Source organism: Pseudomonas sp. LF-5 (assembly GCF_037626295.1).
GTDB classification, from domain to species: Bacteria; Pseudomonadota; Gammaproteobacteria; order Pseudomonadales; family Pseudomonadaceae; genus Aquipseudomonas; species Aquipseudomonas monsensis.
On record NZ_JARKMT010000006.1, the window covers coordinates 1 to 17309 of the forward strand.

15 protein-coding genes are annotated in these 17309 nt (G+C 60.4%); 11 read left to right on the plus strand and 4 right to left on the minus strand.

From position 1 onward, the window contains the following. Window positions 1-369: 369 nt before the first annotated feature. Together PseuLF5_RS18140 and PseuLF5_RS18145 are read right to left on the minus strand one after the other, a co-directional pair. The gene (locus tag PseuLF5_RS18140) at window positions 370-1863 is read right to left on the minus strand and encodes a CoA-acylating methylmalonate-semialdehyde dehydrogenase (RefSeq protein ID WP_128614579.1); all 1494 of its coding nucleotides are present in this window, start codon (window positions 1861-1863) and stop codon (window positions 370-372) included. A gap of 144 nt (window positions 1864-2007) precedes the next feature. Then, window positions 2008-3357, minus strand: coding sequence for an aspartate aminotransferase family protein (locus PseuLF5_RS18145; RefSeq protein ID WP_123471149.1), 1350 nt, complete (start codon window positions 3355-3357; stop codon window positions 2008-2010). Between the two features lie 138 nt (window positions 3358-3495). On the opposite strand from PseuLF5_RS18145, the gene PseuLF5_RS18150 reads away from it, so the two are divergent. From PseuLF5_RS18150 to PseuLF5_RS18180, 7 genes are all read left to right on the plus strand, one after another. Then, a complete protein-coding gene (locus tag PseuLF5_RS18150; protein ID WP_123471147.1) occupies window positions 3496-4416 on the plus strand; it encodes a LysR family transcriptional regulator in 921 nt (306 codons plus the stop codon). Window positions 4417-4580: 164 nt separating this feature from the next. Further along, window positions 4581-5969: a uracil-xanthine permease family protein gene (locus tag PseuLF5_RS18155; protein WP_340134219.1), complete on the plus strand. Its 1389-nt coding sequence runs from the start codon at window positions 4581-4583 to the stop codon at window positions 5967-5969. Between the two features lie 88 nt (window positions 5970-6057). Beyond that, window positions 6058-6708, plus strand: coding sequence for a TetR/AcrR family transcriptional regulator (locus PseuLF5_RS18160; RefSeq protein WP_123471143.1), 651 nt, complete (start codon window positions 6058-6060; stop codon window positions 6706-6708). An 8-nt stretch (window positions 6709-6716) separates the two neighbouring features. Next, window positions 6717-7298, plus strand: coding sequence for an IMPACT family protein (locus PseuLF5_RS18165; protein WP_340134221.1), 582 nt, complete (start codon window positions 6717-6719; stop codon window positions 7296-7298). Between the two features lie 541 nt (window positions 7299-7839). After that, window positions 7840-9387 (plus strand): ABC transporter ATP-binding protein, encoded by a 1548-nt coding sequence (locus PseuLF5_RS18170; RefSeq protein ID WP_340134223.1) that lies wholly within the window; start codon window positions 7840-7842, stop codon window positions 9385-9387. 13 nt (window positions 9388-9400) lie between these two features. After that, window positions 9401-10507: an ABC transporter permease gene (locus PseuLF5_RS18175; RefSeq protein ID WP_340134225.1), complete on the plus strand. Its 1107-nt coding sequence runs from the start codon at window positions 9401-9403 to the stop codon at window positions 10505-10507. Beyond that, window positions 10507-11433, plus strand: a complete 927-nt coding sequence (locus tag PseuLF5_RS18180; protein ID WP_123471136.1) for an ABC transporter permease — start codon at window positions 10507-10509, stop codon at window positions 11431-11433. Before PseuLF5_RS18175 ends, PseuLF5_RS18180 begins: the two co-directional genes overlap by 1 nt. Before the next feature lie 59 nt (window positions 11434-11492). Here PseuLF5_RS18180 and PseuLF5_RS18185 read toward each other — a convergent pair whose 3' ends face one another. Next, on the minus strand, window positions 11493-11939 hold the full coding sequence (locus PseuLF5_RS18185) for a hypothetical protein (RefSeq protein WP_340134379.1): 447 nt from the start codon (window positions 11937-11939) through the stop codon (window positions 11493-11495). Window positions 11940-12022: 83 nt separating this feature from the next. On the opposite strand from PseuLF5_RS18185, the gene PseuLF5_RS18190 reads away from it, so the two are divergent. The 3 genes from PseuLF5_RS18190 (at window position 12023) to PseuLF5_RS18200 (ending at window position 14709) form a co-directional block, all read left to right on the plus strand. Next, on the plus strand, window positions 12023-12373 hold the full coding sequence (locus PseuLF5_RS18190) for a MerR family transcriptional regulator (protein ID WP_186748581.1): 351 nt from the start codon (window positions 12023-12025) through the stop codon (window positions 12371-12373). A 27-nt stretch (window positions 12374-12400) separates the two neighbouring features. Beyond that, on the plus strand, window positions 12401-13096 hold the full coding sequence (locus PseuLF5_RS18195; RefSeq protein ID WP_340134228.1) for an SDR family oxidoreductase: 696 nt from the start codon (window positions 12401-12403) through the stop codon (window positions 13094-13096). 254 nt (window positions 13097-13350) lie between these two features. Beyond that, entirely contained in the window at window positions 13351-14709 is a 1359-nt protein-coding gene (locus tag PseuLF5_RS18200) for an 8-oxoguanine deaminase (protein ID WP_003221377.1), read from the plus strand. 125 nt (window positions 14710-14834) lie between these two features. On the opposite strand, the gene PseuLF5_RS18205 is transcribed toward PseuLF5_RS18200, so the two are convergent. Continuing rightward, window positions 14835-15926 (minus strand): calcium:proton antiporter, encoded by a 1092-nt coding sequence (locus PseuLF5_RS18205; protein WP_340134230.1) that lies wholly within the window; start codon window positions 15924-15926, stop codon window positions 14835-14837. Between the two features lie 285 nt (window positions 15927-16211). On the opposite strand from PseuLF5_RS18205, the gene PseuLF5_RS18210 reads away from it, so the two are divergent. Continuing rightward, a complete protein-coding gene (locus tag PseuLF5_RS18210; protein WP_123471126.1) occupies window positions 16212-17285 on the plus strand; it encodes a BMP family ABC transporter substrate-binding protein in 1074 nt (357 codons plus the stop codon). The last annotated feature ends 24 nt before the right edge of the window (window positions 17286-17309 follow it).

Sequence of the window (17309 nt, forward strand, 5' to 3'; positions counted from 1 at the left end):
ACAACTTCAACCACTTGCGCTTCCGATCTCTCGTTAGCGGGAGGCGAATTCTACAGCGTTACTCGCTGTTGTCAACACCTCTTTTTCTCCGCTTTCGACCGAGAAGATCGAACCGTTGAAAGCACCAGATCAACCGGCATTTCCAACTCCTTCCAGGCTTCGATGATCTGAAGCAAGCCGCTGTCGAAAACTGCGTAACTCATTGAATCTCAAGGAGTTTTCCGTTTCGACTGCGCCGGAAGTGGGGCGAATTATAGACTTCCAGAATTCGCCGTCAACCCCTATTTTCATAATTTTGTCATATCGGTCAAAAAAGCCCGAAAACACCAAGGCCGACCTTTAAAGGTCGGCCTTGGTCATCCCTTCCAGTTACAAGCTGGGGAACGCGAACTGTGAAGCTTCGTGGCTCGCACGCTGTGGCCAACGCTGGGTAATAGCCTTGCGACGCGTATAGAAGCGCACACCATCCGGACCATAAGCATGCAAGTCGCCGAACAGCGAACGCTTCCAGCCGCCAAAGCTGTGGTAAGCCACCGGCACCGGCAACGGTACGTTGACGCCGACCATGCCGACTTCGATTTCGTCGCAGAACAGACGCGCCGCTTCACCGTCACGGGTGAAAATGCAGGTGCCGTTACCGTATTCGTGATCGTTGATCAGTTGCATCGCCTCTTCCAGGCTGTTTACCCGAACGACGCACAGTACCGGACCGAAGATCTCTTCTTTATAGATGCGCATTTGCGGGGTGACGTTGTCGAACAGGCAGCCACCGAGGAAGAAGCCTTCCTCATGACCCGCCACGCTCAGACCACGACCGTCGACCACCAGGGTCGCGCCTGCGGCTACGCCGTCATCGACATAACCGCTGACTTTGTCGCGCGCCTGACCGGTGACCAGCGGGCCCATGTCCAGACCGCACGAAGTGCCGGCACCGATTTTAAGTGCCTTGATCTGTGGAACCAGTTTCGCCACCAGCGCATCGGCCACCTGGTCGCCCACACACACCGCTACCGAGATCGCCATGCAGCGCTCGCCGCAGGAACCATAGGCCGCGCCCATCAGTGCGCTGACGGCGTTGTCCAGATCGGCATCCGGCATCAGCACCGCGTGGTTCTTCGCGCCGCCGAGAGCCTGAACGCGCTTGCCGCGCTTGGTGCCTTCGGCATAGATGTACTCGGCAATCGGCGTCGAACCGACGAAGCTCAGCGCCTTGACTTCCGGCGCTTCGATCAACGCGTCAACGGCAGTCTTGTCACCATGCACCACGCTCATCACGCCTTTCGGCAGGCCGGCTTCCAGCAGCAGTTGAGCGATCAGCAGGGTCGAACTTGGATCGCGTTCGGATGGCTTGAGAATGAAGCAGTTGCCGCAGACGATCGCCAGCGGGTACATCCACAGTGGCACCATCGCCGGGAAGTTGAACGGGGTGATACCGGCAACAATGCCCAATGGCTGAAAGTCCGACCAGGCGTCGATGTTCGGGCCGACGTTGCGGCTGTACTCACCCTTGAGAATTTCCGGGGCGGCGCAGGCGAACTCGACGTTCTCGATACCGCGTTTCAATTCACCGGCAGCGTCTTCCAGGGTCTTGCCATGTTCCTCGCTGATCAATTGCGAGATGCGCGCTTCGTTCTGCTCCAGCAGTTGCTTGAAGCGGAACATCACCTGGGCGCGCTTGGCCGGTGGCGTGTTGCGCCACGCCGGGAACGCAGCCTTGGCGGCATCAATGGCTTTCTGGATGGTTGCCTGGCTGGCCAGTGGCAGCTTGTGGATCGCCTGACCGGTAGACGGGTTGAACACATCAACCGCGCGACCGTTCTCGGTCACCAGTTCGCCATTGATCAAATGCGGGATAACGCTCATCGGGGGACTCCTGAATTTTGTACGCTGGGCGCCCGCCAGGGAGCGCCTTCTATATATAGGTAGCTTTGGGTCGGAACCGAACTGCATCGGCGCGCTTCAGTGCACCTTCGCAAGCAAGCTCGGCTCCTACAGGTCATGCGTAAATCAGTCGAGCTTGTTCAGCACTTCGCCAACCGCGTCGAACAGACGATCGAGGTCTTGCGGCTTGCTGTTGAAGGTTGGGCCGAACTGCAGGGTGTCGCCGCCGAAGCGCACGTAGAACCCGGCTTTCCACAGGGCCATGCCGGCTTCGAACGGACGCACGATGGCGTCGCCATCACGATGGGCAATCTGGATCGCACCAGCCAGGCCATAGTTACGGATGTCGATGACGTTCTTCGAACCTTTCAGGCCGTGCAACGCGTTCTCGAAATGCGGTGCAACCTCGGCCACGCTCTGCACCAGGTTTTCCTTTTGCAGCAGATCGAGTGCCGCCAGGCCAGCGGCGCACGCCACCGGGTGCGCCGAGTAGGTGTAGCCGTGCGGGAATTCCACGGCGTATTCCGGGGTCGGCTGATTCATGAAGGTCTGGTAGATCTCGGAGCTGGCAATCACCGCGCCCATCGGGATCGCGCCGTTGGTGACCTGCTTGGCGATGCACATCAGGTCCGGGGTCACGCCAAAGCTTTCAGCGCCGAACATCGAACCGGTGCGGCCAAAACCGGTGATCACTTCGTCGAACACCAGCAGGATGTTGTGCTGATCGCAGATTTCGCGCAGACGCTTCAGATAACCCTGTGGCGGCACCAATACGCCAGCGGAACCGGCCATTGGCTCTACGAATACCGCCGCGATGTTCGAGGCGTCGTGCAGTTCGATCAACTTCAACAGTTCATCGGCCAGGGCGATACCGCCCTGCTCCGGCATGCCACGGGAGAACGCGTTGCTGGCCAGCAAGGTGTGGGGCAGGTGATCGACGTCCATCATCGCCTGACCGAACAGCTTGCGGTTGCCATTGACGCCGCCGAGGCTGGTGCCGGCGATGTTCACACCGTGGTAACCACGAGCACGGCCGATCATTTTGGTCTTGGTCGCCTGACCTTTCAGGCGCCAGTACGCACGGACCATTTTCACCGCGGTGTCGGCGCACTCGGAACCGGAGTCGGTGAAGAACACGTGGTTCAGATTGCCCGGGGTCAGGTCAGTGATTTTCTCGGCCAACTGGAACGACAGCGGATGGCCGTACTGGAAGCCCGGCGAGTAATCGAGAGTGCCCAGTTGTTTGGCGACAGCTTCCTGGATTTCCTTGCGGGTATGACCAGCACCGCAGGTCCACAGACCGGACAGCGAATCGTAGATCTTGCGGCCCTTGTCATCGAACAGCCAGCTGCCTTCGGCACCGACGATCAGACGCGGATCGCGCTGGAAGTTGCGGTTGGCGGTGTACGGCATCCAGTGCGCGTCCAGCTTCAGTTGGCTGGCCAGTGGCGACGGCGCGTTTTCAGGCATGTTCATCGGGCAAAACCTCGCAGGGCATAAGCGTCAGGGAGATAGAAAGCGTTGTTGCAGCTAAATTGCCACGGCGATAAAGTCGGTGAAATCCAACTTTTCTAACCTTCAGTTAGATCCCTGCTAAACAATGAGCGCAACTTTATGAGCAGCCGTCGCCCCGATCCACTGGCTCAGGTCAGTGACTTTGATATTCGCCTGCTACGGATTTTCCGCAGTGTGGTGGAGTGCGGCGGCTTTTCGGCAGCGGAAACCGTGCTCGGCATCGGCCGCTCGGCGATCAGCCAGCAGATGAGCGATCTGGAGCAGCGCCTCGGCCTGCGTCTATGCCAGCGCGGACGCGCCGGGTTCTCGCTGACCGAAGAAGGGCGTGAGGTTTATCAGTCGGCGCTGCAACTGTTAAGTGCACTGGAGAGTTTCCGCACCGAGGTCAATGGTCTGCATCAGCACCTGCGCGGCGAGTTGATCATCGGCCTGACCGACAACCTCGTCACCCTGCCCCACATGCGCATCACCCACGCTCTGGCGCAATTGAAAGAACGCGGGCCGGACGTGCAGATCCAGATCCGCATGATTGCCCCCAATGAAGTCGAACAAGGCGTGCTCGACGGCCGCCTGCATGTCGGCGTGGTACCCCAGGCCAGTGCGTTGTCGGGGCTGGAGTATCAGCCGTTGTACAGCGAGCGCTCGCTGCTGTACTGCGCGGTGGGTCATCCGTTGTTTTATGTCGATGACAAGCAACTGGAAGACCAGCGCCTTAATGACCAGGACGCGATTGCCCCGACGTTTCGTTTGCCGGCGGAGATTCAGGCGCATTACCAGGCGCTCAACTGCACCGCCAGTGCGTCTGACCGTGAGGGTATGGCGTTTCTGATTTTGACCGGGCGTTATATCGGTTATCTGCCGGATCATTACGCCAGCCTGTGGGTTCAACAAGGGCGCTTGCGTGCGCTGAAATCGACGACGCGGTTCTACGACCTGAGCCTCGCATCGGTCACGCGCAAGGGCAGGCGCCCTCATTTGGTGCTGGAAAGCTTTCTCGAGAGCCTGGCGGCAACGCGTTGAAAATATAAACCCAGGATCAACCGCTTCGGCCTCGAACAGCAAAATCAAAGGATCGCAGCCTTCGGCAACTCCTGCATTGGAAGGTGTACAACCATAAAGCTGAGCAAGTGGACAGGTTTTTGCAGTGGAGGGTGAACTCGATCCCTGAACAAGAAACCAAAACCATGCAGCCAGATTCTGAACCATCCAGCGAACTGATCTACGGCCTCGACGATCGCCCCACTCCCCTGGCCGCCATTCTTGCCGCGCTACAGCACGTACTCGCCAGTTTCGTCGGCATCATCACCCCGCCGCTGGTGATCGGCTCTGCGCTTGGCTTGACCGCGTATCTGCCTTACCTGATCAGCATGGCGCTGATGGTGTCCGGGGTCGGCACTTTTATTCAGGCGCGCCGCCCGTTCGGGATCGGCGCCGGGATGATCTGTTTGCAGGGCACCAGTTTTGCGTTTCTTGGCGCGGTGCTCTCTGCCGGGTTTCTGGTCAAGCAACGCGGCGGCAGCCCGGAAGACATTCTGGCGATGGTTTTCGGCGTGTGCTTTTTCGGCGCCGTGGTGCAGATCGTCCTCAGCCGTTTCATTGGCCAATTGCGCCGGGTCGTGACACCGCTGGTGACCGGGATTGTCATCACCCTGATCGGCATCAGCCTGATCAAGGTCGGCATCACAGACCTGGGCGGTGGTTTCAATGCACCTGACTTTGGTGCACCGGGCAATCTGGCACTGGGGGTGTTCGTGCTGCTGACGATCATCCTGCTCAACCGCTCGAACACGCCGTGGGTAAGACTCTCGGCGATCATCATCGGTTTGGTGCTGGGCAGTCTGGCCGCGTGGTTCAGTGGGAAACTGGTGCCGCAGCCATTGCCTGACTTGCCACTGGTCAGCCTTCCTACGCCATTCAAGTTCGGTTTCAGTTTCGACTGGACGGCTTTCCTGCCCGTCGCGCTGATTTATCTGATCAGCACCATCGAAACCGTCGGCGACCTCACAGCCAACTGCATGCTCGCCCGCCAGCCCATCAGCGGCCCTTCTTATATAAGCCGTTTGCGCGGCGGTGTATTGGGCGACGGCGTGAGTTGCTTGATCGCTGCCACCTTCAGTGCCTTCCCCAATACGACGTTCGCGCAGAACAACGGCGTGATCCAGTTGACCGGCGTGGCCAGCCGTTACGTCGGGCTGTACATCGGCGCGATTCTGTTCTGTCTCGGCCTGTTCCCCATGATCGGCGCGGTGCTGCAACAGATTCCGAAACCGGTGCTCGGCGGCGCAACACTGGTGATGTTCGGTGCGGTTGCGGCGGCCGGCGTGCGTATCCTCGCGCAGTCGCCGCTGGATCGACGCAGCATGTTGATTATTGCCACGTCGTTCGGGGTCGGCCTGGGCATCGCAGCGCAACCGAACCTGCTGCACTTGCTGCCAAAACTGGTACAGAACCTGTTCGACTCGGCGATCACCAGCGGTGGCCTGACGGCAATCAGCCTCTGCCTGTTGCTGCCAGAGTCCACATCGACGACCAGACAAGTGCCGGCGCCACTGAACAAGATCGAACAGGCGTAACGGTTTTATTGCATCAGGACTTGTCGGATCCCTGTGGGTGCGCTATCAACGCAACTGGTTGCACCCACAGACAAACCCGGAAGTGCCTATGACCTTTGAAGTCCCAGCCCACGGCGGCAAACCCGCCAGCCGCATTCGTCAGAAGAACGAAGAGACCATCCTCAAAGCCGCCGAAGACGAGTTCGCCCGTCACGGGTACAAAGGCACCAGCATGAACACCATTGCCCAGAATGCCGGGTTGCCCAAGGCGAACCTGCATTACTACTTCACCAACAAGTTGGGGTTGTACGTGGCGGTGCTGAGCAACATCATCGAGCTGTGGGACAGCACCTTCAACACCCTCACCGCCGAGGACGATCCGGCCGAAGCGCTGACTCGCTACATTCGCGCGAAGATGGAGTTCTCCCGTCGCCAGCCACAGGCTTCGCGGATTTTCGCGATGGAGGTGATCAGCGGCGGTGAATGCCTGAGCGAATATTTCAACCAGGATTACCGCGCCTGGTTCAACGGTCGGGCCGCCGTGTTTCAGGCGTGGATAGATGCAGGCAAAATGGACCCGGTCGATCCGGTGCACCTGATCTTCCTGCTGTGGGGCAGCACGCAGCATTACGCTGACTTCGCCACGCAGATCTGTCGGGTCAGCGGACGCAGCAAGCTGACCAAACAGGACATGGAAGACGCCGGCAACAACCTGATCCGCATCATTCTCAAAGGCTGCGGCCTCACTCCTTCTGTATAAGACGTTTTATGCCTTTCACCCTCAGCGGCTTGTGCGAGTACCGCGAAGAGATTCGCAAAAGCCGCTTTATCACCTTCGCCGCACCGATCAGCAGCCCTGCCGACGCGCAGGCGTTCTTCGAGCAACATAGCGACTTGAACGCTTCGCATAACTGCTGGGCGTGGAAGCTCGGCGACCAGTACCGCAGCAACGACGATGGCGAACCCGGTGGCACCGCCGGGCGGCCGATTCTGGCGGCGATCGAGGCGCAGGATTGCGATCAGGTCGCGGTGCTGGTGATCCGCTGGTACGGCGGCATTCAACTGGGCACTGGCGGATTGGCCCGAGCCTACGGCGGCGGCGCGAACAAGTGCCTGCAAAACGCGGAAAAAACCGAGTTGATCAGCCGCGTGCCGCTGCGCTGTGCCTGCGGCTTTGCCGAGTTGCCGCTGGTGAAGCTGCGGGTGGCGGATCTGGGCGGACTGGTGGTGGAAGAAAAGTTCACCGCCAATGGTGTTGAATTGCAGCTGGCGGTGGGTGAGGCGCAGATTCAGTTGCTGCAAACGCAGTTGGCGGATTTGAGTCGGGGGCGGATTCTGCTGCAGCGTTAACAGCACGGCTGCGATCTTTTGGGGCGACCCCGAAATGCCTTATTCCCCAGAGTTGCCCACATCCGCTGTGCACCCAACTGTGGATAACCTGAGCACATACCGCTGTAACCCTTCTGTCACGTGGCTTTGCGCGGTTTGTTCACTTTTCGTTCAATCCTCGCAATGAAACGGAAATTTCACGCAGAAACAATCAGTTAGCCGTGTTTATCGCCATTGGAAGAAAGCACCACCGTGCTTATGCCTCGGCGGGAAGCTTGCGCACAAATACTGTGGAGCAACCTGTGGATAACCCGTTCATGGCTGGCGCAGTCGCAGGTTCTGCATAGCTCCCACGCAATTGTTCGTTTTTTGATCAGTTGCCAGCGGGCAAAACTGGAGCCGGATCAACGGCTTTGCTCTGCATTGGTGCCAGGCAACCCTGCGATTTGCCGGCGAATGCTCTACCCAAGGTGCCTTAATGCAGCGGCACCGGCGGTTCCTGACTCAATGGCCAGGAAATTGCTTTATCCACAGGCACAACTCCAAGCCAGTCGAGCCTGTCATGCCTATCGCGCCTCCCCTCCCGCGCCTGCAACTGCGCCATATCAGCAAACGCTACCCCGGTTGTCTGGCCAACGACGCCCTTGATCTCACGATCGCCCCCGGAGAAATCCATGCGCTGCTCGGTGAAAACGGCGCCGGTAAGAGCACGTTGATGAAGATCATCTACGGCGTCACCCAGGCCGACGCCGGCGAGATGCACTGGCACGGTCAGCGCGTGACCGTGCGCAACCCGGCGCAAGCGCGGCAACTGGGGATCGGCATGGTGTTCCAGCATTTCTCGTTGTTCGAAACCCTCAGCGTGGCGCAAAACATTGCCCTGGCAATGGGCGCGAAGGCCGGCACGCCGAAACAGCTGGAGCCGAAGATCCGTGAAGTCTCACGGCGCTACGGCATGGCGCTGGAGCCGGAGCGACTTGTCCACAGCCTGTCGATCGGCGAGCGACAACGGGTGGAGATTGTGCGCTGCCTGATGCAAGACATTCGTCTGTTGATCCTCGACGAACCGACCTCGGTGCTGACACCGCAAGAAGCCGACGACCTGTTTGTCACTCTGCGCCGCCTTGCGGCCGAGGGCTGCAGCATTCTGTTTATCAGCCACAAACTCGCGGAAGTGCGCGCCTTGTGCCACAGCGCCACAGTGTTGCGCGGTGGCCGCGTGGCCGGGCATTGCGTACCGGCCGAATGCTCGGATCAACAGTTGGCGCAACTGATGGTGGGCGAGGCGGCAGCGTTGATCGGCGACTACCCGAAAGTCAGTGGCGGCGCGGCGTTTTTACAGGTGGCGGGCTTGAACTGGCACAACCCGGACCCGTTCGGCTGCTCACTCAGCGATATCGACGTGCAAGTGCGCAGCGGTGAAATTGTCGGCATCGCCGGGGTGGCGGGCAATGGGCAGGATGAACTGCTGGCCCTGCTCAGCGGTGAGCACACCCTGCCCCGCGCCGAGGCCGCGACGATTCGGTTTGGCGCACACGCGGTCGCCGATTTACGCCCGGATGCACGACGCAAACTCGGTCTGGCATTCGTCCCCGCCGACCGTCTCGGGCATGGCGCGGTGCCGGAACTGAATCTGGCGGACAACGCCCTGCTGACGGCGTTTCAACAAGGGCTGGTCAGCAACGGCTTGATCGCGCGCGGCAAAGTCGAAGCCCTTGCTCAGCAGATCATTCAGCGTTTCGGCGTGAAAACCCCGGATACACAAACCGCTGCGCGCAGCCTGTCCGGCGGTAATCTGCAGAAATTCATCATCGGCCGGGAAATCCTCCAGCAACCGAAGCTGCTGATTGCCGCGCACCCGACCTGGGGCGTGGATGTCGGCGCGGCCGCGACGATCCACCGTGCGCTGATCGCGTTGCGCGATGCCGGTGCGGCGATTCTGGTGATCTCCGAAGACCTCGACGAACTGTTCCAGATCAGCGACCGCCTCGGTGCATTGTGCGGGGGACGCCTGTCAGCCCTGCACAACACGGCGGACACTTTATTGAGCGATGTCGGCGGCTGGATGGCCGGCCAGTTCGACAATCCCCCTTCATCCGCCACGGCTTAACGGAGTTATTCACATGCTGCTTTCCCTCGAACCCCGTGGCCAGCAATCGCGCCTGATGCTGTGGTGCTCGCCGCTGTTGGCGGCGCTACTGACACTGGGCTGCGGTTCGCTGCTGTTTATGGCCCTCGGTCATGATCCGCTGCACACCTTGCACACCCTGTTGATTGCACCGATCAGCGACCTGTATGGCGTCTCCGAATTGCTGGTCAAGGCGTTGCCGATTCTGCTCTGCGCACTCGGGCTGGCCGTGGCTTATCAGGCGCGCATCTGGAACATCGGTGCCGAAGGTCAACTGTTGCTTGGCGCACTCGCCGGCAGTGCGTTGGCGGTAAACATCATCGACATGCAAAGCCGCTGGGCGCTGGTGCTGATCCTGCTCACCGGCACCCTCGCCGGTGCCGCGTGGGCCGGGCTGACGGCGTGGTTGCGCACGCGCTTCAACGCCAATGAAATCCTCACCAGCATCATGCTCAATTACATCGCGCTGAACCTGTTGCTGTTCTGTGTGCACGGGCCGCTGAAGGACCCGGCCGGGTTCAACTTTCCCGAGTCGGCGATGTTCGGTGACGCCAGTCGTCTGCCGTTGCTGATGGAGGATGGCCGTGTACATGCCGGGGTGTATTTCGCCCTGCTCGCGTTGGTCGCGGTGTGGGTGCTGTTGAAGAAAAGCTTTGTCGGCTTCCAGATCAAAGTGCTTGGGCTGGACAAGCGTGCAGCGGGGTTTGTCGGTTTTCGCGAGAAACGGCTGATCTGGCTGGCGCTGTTGATCAGCGGCGGTTTGGCCGGGCTGGCCGGAGTCTGCGAAGTGACCGGGCCGATCGGTCAACTGGTGCCACAGGTGTCGCCGGGGTATGGCTACGCGGCGATTACCGTGGCGTTTCTCGGGCGCCTGAATCCAATCGGCATTCTGTTCTCCAGCCTGCTGATGGCGCTGCTGTACATCGGTGGCGAAAATGCGCAGATGACCCTCAACCTGCCGCAAGCGATCACCCAGTTGTTCCAAGGCATGATGCTGTTTTTCCTGCTCGCCTGTGACGTGCTGATTCTCTATCGGCCACGCCTGAAACAGCGCTGGGCACGGCGCACCTCGACCACTGCCGTAACCGCCGGAGCGCTGTGATGGACATTGATCTGCTGAGCAATATTTTCTACGCCATGGTGCGTTGCGGCACCCCCCTGTTGTTGGTGGCGCTGGGTGAACTGATCTGCGAGAAGAGCGGCGTGCTCAACCTCGGCCAGGAAGGGATGATGCTGTTTGGCGCTGTCATCGGTTTTATCGTGGCGCTGAACAGCGGCAACCTGTGGTTGGGTGTGTTGCTGGCGATGCTCGCCGGCATGCTGTTGTCGTCGCTGTTTGCCCTGGTGGCGCTGGTGTTCAACGCCAATCAGGTAGCGACCGGCCTGGCCCTGACGATTTTTGGTGTGGGACTGTCGACGTTTGTTGGTGCCGCATGGGTCGGTAAACCACTGGCCGGCTTCGAGCCGTTGGCGATTCCGTACTTGAGTGAAATTCCGCTGATCGGGCGGATGCTGTTTGCCCAGGATCTGCTGGTGTACCTGTCGTTCGCCCTGTTTGCGCTGGTGGCCTGGGTGCTCATCAAGAGTCGTGTCGGGTTGATCATTCAGGCAGTCGGCGAAAACCCGGATGCCGCCAGTGCGATGGGGTTGCCAGTACTGACCGTGCGCACCCTGGCGGTGCTGTTCGGCGGGGCGATGGCCGGGTTGGCCGGGGCGTATCTGTCGCTGGCATACACGCCGATGTGGGCCGAGAACATGACCGCCGGGCGCGGCTGGATCGCCCTGGCACTGGTCGTGTTTGCCAGTTGGCGGGTGTGGCGCCTGTTGCTCGGGGCTTACCTGTTCGGCCTCGCCAGCATCCTGCACCTGGTGGCGCAGGGGCTGGGGCTGGCGATTCCGTCGAGTCTGCTGGCGATGCTGCCGTATGTGGCGACGATTGTAGTGTTGGTACTGTTGTCGCGCGATGCGGTGCGGACTCGGTTGTATGCGCCGGTATCACTGGGGCAGCCGTGGCAGGCGGGGCATTGATTAGTGTGTGGGCGGGCCTCTTCGCGAGCAGGCCCGCTCCCACATTTTCCGCGCCCGACTCAGGAATGTGAGGTGATACCCATCTCCTGTGGGAGCGAGCCTGCTCGCGAAGACTTACTCACAGGCAACACCTGAGCAATACCCCACGCCAGTTCAAGGACCAGAAAACCTACCACCAACGAACTGGCGCCGTGGGCAAAGGCATACGCCAGCCACGCGGCGAACAGAAATCGCGTCACCGCGTCATAGCGCCCATAAATCTGCCGCGGATCACGAATCCGCAGCACCGCCCACATGCACACCACCGAACCGAACAAATTAGCCATCAACCGATGCACAGGTTCGAACGGCGGCAGCTCGCCGGGCAGATCCAGCGCCTGACTCAGCGCCGTCAATAACCCATGCAACACAACAAAACTCCACGGTGTGACAAACGCCGCCGTCACGATCAAGTCATACCAGGCACTGCCGCGCACCAACTGCCGATACTGCGTTGAAGTCCACATCATCCTTGCTCCGAAAATTCAGGGAGCAACCACGCTAAAGCCTGGAGTATGCTCCAGGGTCAAACACTTTCGAGATCTGCAAGATGCGCATCGGTGAGTTAGCCCAGGCCTGCGATGTCAGTCGTGACACGTTGCGTTTTTACGAAGAGCGCGGATTGATCGCGGCACGACGCAGCGCCAACGGTTATCGCGACTATCCGCCGGAGATGGTGCAACTGGTGCTCTACATCAAAACGGCGCAGCGCCTGGGCTTTACCCTCGGCGAGATCGGCAGCAGCGTTGGCGCGTTGTGGCAATCGCCAAACCCCGATACTACTGTCACGCAACTGCTGCAAGACAAGCTCAAGTTGGTCGAAACCCGCATGGCCGAGCTCGGCGAGCTGCGCCACGAATTGCAGCATCGGCTCGGTCAACGCTGTCCATTGAACCCGTGATCTTTCAACTTTCAAGGAACGCCCATCATGTCCGCACTTAATCCTGCCAAGCACGCACTGATCATCGGCGCCTCCCGGGGCCTCGGCCTGGGCCTGGTGAAAACCCTGCTGGCCGACGGTTGGCAAGTCACCGCCACGGTTCGCAATCCTGCGAACGCCGAGGCGCTGAAAGCACTGGGCAACGTTCAGATCGAAAAGCTCGACATGGATGATCAGCAAGCCGTGATTGCCCTGAGCCAACAGCTCAAGGGCGAAACCTTCGACCTGCTGTTCGTCAACGCCGGGGTCAAGGGCCCGGAAGTGCAAACGCCCGGCGGCGCGACACTGGCCGAAGTCGGCCAGTTGTTCTTCACCAACGCGGTGGCGCCGATCAATCTGGCGCAACGCTTCGTCGGGCAGATCCGCGACGGCAGCGGTGTACTGGCGTTCATGAGTTCCGGTCTGGGCAGCGTCACCGTACCCGACGCGCCGGAACTGGCGCTGTACAAAGCGAGCAAGGCCGCGCTGAACTCGATGACCAACAGTTTCGTCACGCAATTGGGCGAGCAGAAACTCACGGTGCTGTCGCTGCACCCGGGCTGGGTGAAGACCGACATGGGCGGTGAAGGTGCCGACCTTGACGTGGACACCAGCACGCGTGGGCTGATTGATCAGGTGAATGCGTACACCGGCAAGGGTGGGCATCACTTCATCAACTACAAGGGTGAAACCATTCCCTGGTGAGCAAAGCAAATCCTGTGGGAGCCGGGCTTGCCCGCGATGACGGCGTGTCAGTCTCCGCATGAGGTGGCTGATCCGCCGCCATCGCTGGCAAGCCAGCTCCCACAGGGATGTGAGTTGTCCTGTCGGGTTGGGCTTGCCCGATGCCGCGATTTGTTTGAAACTGCGCGCCTCGTCCTTCGCGGCGACCCTGGATCAGCAGACAGGGCAACACTGAGCTGGCAACCCTGAACCCCACTTTCAGAGGAGCCGGCAACATGCCCGCGACCCGTACCTGGTTAAAAAATCCCCTCGCCATTTTCACGGCCAATGCGCTCGATGCCCGTGGCGGTCTGGTGCTGCAAGACGGCGTGATCGTCGAAGTGCTGGCAGCCGGTCAACAACCGTCCGCGCCGTGCAATGAAGTGTTCGATGCCCGCGAGCATGTGATCCTGCCGGGCCTGATCAACACCCACCATCATTTCTATCAAACCCTGACGCGCGCCTGGGCGCCGGTGGTCAATCAGCCGCTGTTCCCGTGGCTGAAAACCCTGTACCCGGTGTGGGCGCGGCTGACCCCGGAAAAACTCGCCCTCGCGACGAAAGTGGCGTTGGCCGAGCTGTTGCTGTCGGGTTGCACCACCGCCGCCGACCACCACTACCTGTTCCCGGACGGTCTGGAAAACGCCATCGACGTGCAAGTCGAAACCGTGCGTGAACTGGGCATGCGCGCCATGCTCACCCGTGGCTCGATGAGCCTCGGCGAGAAGGACGGCGGCCTGCCACCGCAGCAAACCGTGCAGGAAGGCCAGGTGATTCTCGACGACAGTCAGCGCCTGATTCACGAGTACCACGAGCGTGGCGACGGTGCGCAAATCCAGATCGCTCTGGCGCCGTGCTCGCCGTTCTCGGTAACCCCGGAAATCATGTCGGCCAGCGCCGAACTGGCGAACAAGCTCGACGTGCGCCTGCACACACACCTGGCGGAAACCCTCGACGAAGAAGACTTCTGCCTGCAGCGCTTCGGTCTGCGCACCGTGGATTATCTGGACAGCGTCGGCTGGCTCGGCCCGCGCACCTGGCTGGCCCACGGCATCCACTTCAACCCCGACGAAATCGCCCGCCTCGGCCAGGCCGGCACCGGCATCTGCCATTGCCCGAGCTCGAACATGCGCCTGGCGTCCGGCATCTGCCCGAGTATCGACTTGACCGATGCCGGTGCGCTGTTTGGTCTGGGCGTGGACGGCTCGGCCTCCAACGATGCGTCGAACATGATCCTCGAAGCGCGGCAGGCGCTGTACATCCAGCGTCTGCGCTACGGTGCGGAAAAAATCACCCCGGAACGCGTGCTGGGCTGGGCAACCAAAGGCTCGGCAAGCCTCTTGGGGCGTACCGACATTGGTGAACTGGCGGTGGGCAAGCAAGCGGATCTGGCATTGTTCAAGCTCGATGAGCTGCGTTTCTCCGGCAGCCATGATCCGATCTCGGCACTGTTGTTGTGCGGTGCGGACCGCGCAGATCGGGTGATGATCGGTGGCAAGTGGCGCGTGGTGGATGGTCAGGTCGAAGGGCTGGACCTCAAAGGCCTGATCGCTGATCACAGCCAGGCGGCTCGGCAGTTGATCGCCGGGACCTGATCCCAAGCGGGTTAAACCCTGCAGGGGTGAGCCTGCTCGCATTTGCGGTGTATGAGGTATGAATATCTCGACTGACACTCAGCTATCGCGAGCAGGCTCACTCCTGCAATTGTTTTGTGGTGGGTCTAGAGGCCCAGCAGCGACAACATGATAAACGTCGCAAACAACACAAAATGGGTCATGCCTTCGATGGCATTGGTCTCGCCGTCATTCAGGTTGATCGCGCTGACGATCAGCGTGATGAAGATCATCACCGTCTGCACCGGGGTCATCGCCATTTGAAATGGCTGGCCGGTGTATAGCGCCATCGCTTCCATCACCGGCACAGTCAGGATCACCGTCGACAGTGACGCCCCCATCGCAATGTTCACCACCGATTGCATGCGGTTGGCCAACGCCGCACGCAACGCAGTCAAAATCTCCGGCGCCGCCGAAATCGCCGCCACCAGAATCGCCGTGATCACCGGCGGTGCGCCTGTGCCTTCCAGGCCCAGATCGAGGGTCTTGGACATCACTTCGGCCAGCGCGCCGATCACCACCACCCCGAACACCAGAATGCCGATCGACCACGCCAGGCTCAGCGGTTTCTGCGCCTCCTCCACCGGCTCTTTCTTGCGGCGCTTGTCCGGGTAGCTGTAGCTGAAAAAGTAACTGTGCGGGCCCACCTGCATACGCAGGAACAACGCGTAAAGCACCACCATCGCGCCGATGGTGAACGCCGAATAAATCTTCCAGTTGGCCGCCGGAATAAACTCCGGCACCACCATCGAAACGCCCATGGCGGTGAGGATCATCACGCTGTAGCTGCGCGCCGAATCGTCGTTGTACGACTGCTCGCCGTGCTTGAGTCCGCCCATCAACGCGGCGAGGCCGAGGATGCCGTTGATGTCGAGCATCACCGCCGAATAGATCGTGTCGCGCACCAGTGTGGCCGACGCCTCGTTGCTCATCATGATCGCCAGAATCACCACTTCCACCAGCACTGCGGCGAGGGTCAGGATCATCGTGCCGTAGGGGTCGCCGACTTTTTCCGCGAGCAGTTCGGCATGATGGGCGACGCGCATCGAGGCGGCGACGATGAAGGCGATCAATACCAGGCCAGACATCAGCGCGACGATCTGGCCGCTGTGCAGCATCCAGTGTTCCAGCGGGTAGGCGATGCACGCGGCAATCACCGCCAGCAGCAGAAAGCTTTCTTGCTTGAGAATCGAGAGCATGGCGGGCCTTTTTGCCGAGAGGTTCGAATGAGCTACTGACTGCGGCGCGGCGCTAACGTTTCGTTACACCTTAGCGCACCAACTGATAGCGGTACTTTGGCAGGTGCACTTTTATTGGCCTTGCAGGCCCTGTCGCGAGCAGGCTCACGCCTACAGAGGAATGCGGTCCCCTGTAGGCGTGAGCCTGCTCGCGATGGCCTTCATACGGATTCGAGCCGTTTGTTGTCCTGTTGGTCAGCAATTTGCATTGCCCTCGACCACACACAACAAAAGGAGCTCCAATTCATGCAAATACGTCCGCTGCACAAACTGCTGTGCGCCGCCATCGGTCTGGGGATCAGCCTGAGCGCCAGCGCTGCCGATCCGCTGAAGGTCGGTTTCGTCTACATCGGCCCGATCGGCGACCACGGCTGGACGTATCAGCATGAACAGGGGCGCAAGGCCCTCGCCGAAAAACTCGGCGGACAAATCACCACCAATTACGTGGAAAACGTCGCCGAGGGGGCCGACGCCGAGCGGGTGATCCGCAACATGGCCAAGGACAACTACGACCTGATCTTCACCACCTCGTTCGGCTACATGAACCCGACGCTGAAAGTCGCCAAACAGTTTCCCAAGGTGACCTTCGAACACGCCACCGGCTACAAGCAGGACAAGAACCTCGGCACCTACCTCGCGCGTACTTATGAAGGCCGTTATGTCGGTGGCTTCCTCGCCGCGAAGATGACCAAGACCAAGAAGATCGGCTACGTCGCCTCGTTCCCGATTCCCGAAGTGATCCGCGACATCAACGCCATCCAGTTGGCCCTGAACAAATACAACCCCGGCACCGAAATCAAGGTGGTGTGGGTCAACTCGTGGTTCGACCCGGGCAAGGAAGCCGATGCCGCCAACGCGCTGATCGATCAGGGCGTGGACGTGGTGTTTCAGCACACCGACAGCCCGGCGCCGATCCAGGCCGCCGAGCGGCGCGGCGTATACGCCGTGGGCTACGCCTCGGACATGGCGCACTTCGGCCCGAAAGCGGTGCTGACCTCGATCGTCAACGACTGGGCGCCGCACTACATTCAGGCCACGCAAAGCGTGATCGACCACACGTGGAAGTCGCAGGATTACTGGGGTGGACTGAAGGAAGGCACGGTTGAACTGCCGATCAGCGATCTGGTGCCGGCCCCGGTGAAGGCCGAGGCCGAGCAGATCATCGCCGACATCAAGAGCGGTGCATTGCAGCCGTTCACCGGGCCGATCAAGGATCAGGCCGGCGTGGAGAAAATCCCGGCGGGCGTGAGTGCGACCAATGCCGAACTGGCGTCGATGAACTACTACGTTGAAGGGATGAAGGCCGAGATGCCGAAGTAACTTTTACTAACGACACGGACCCTG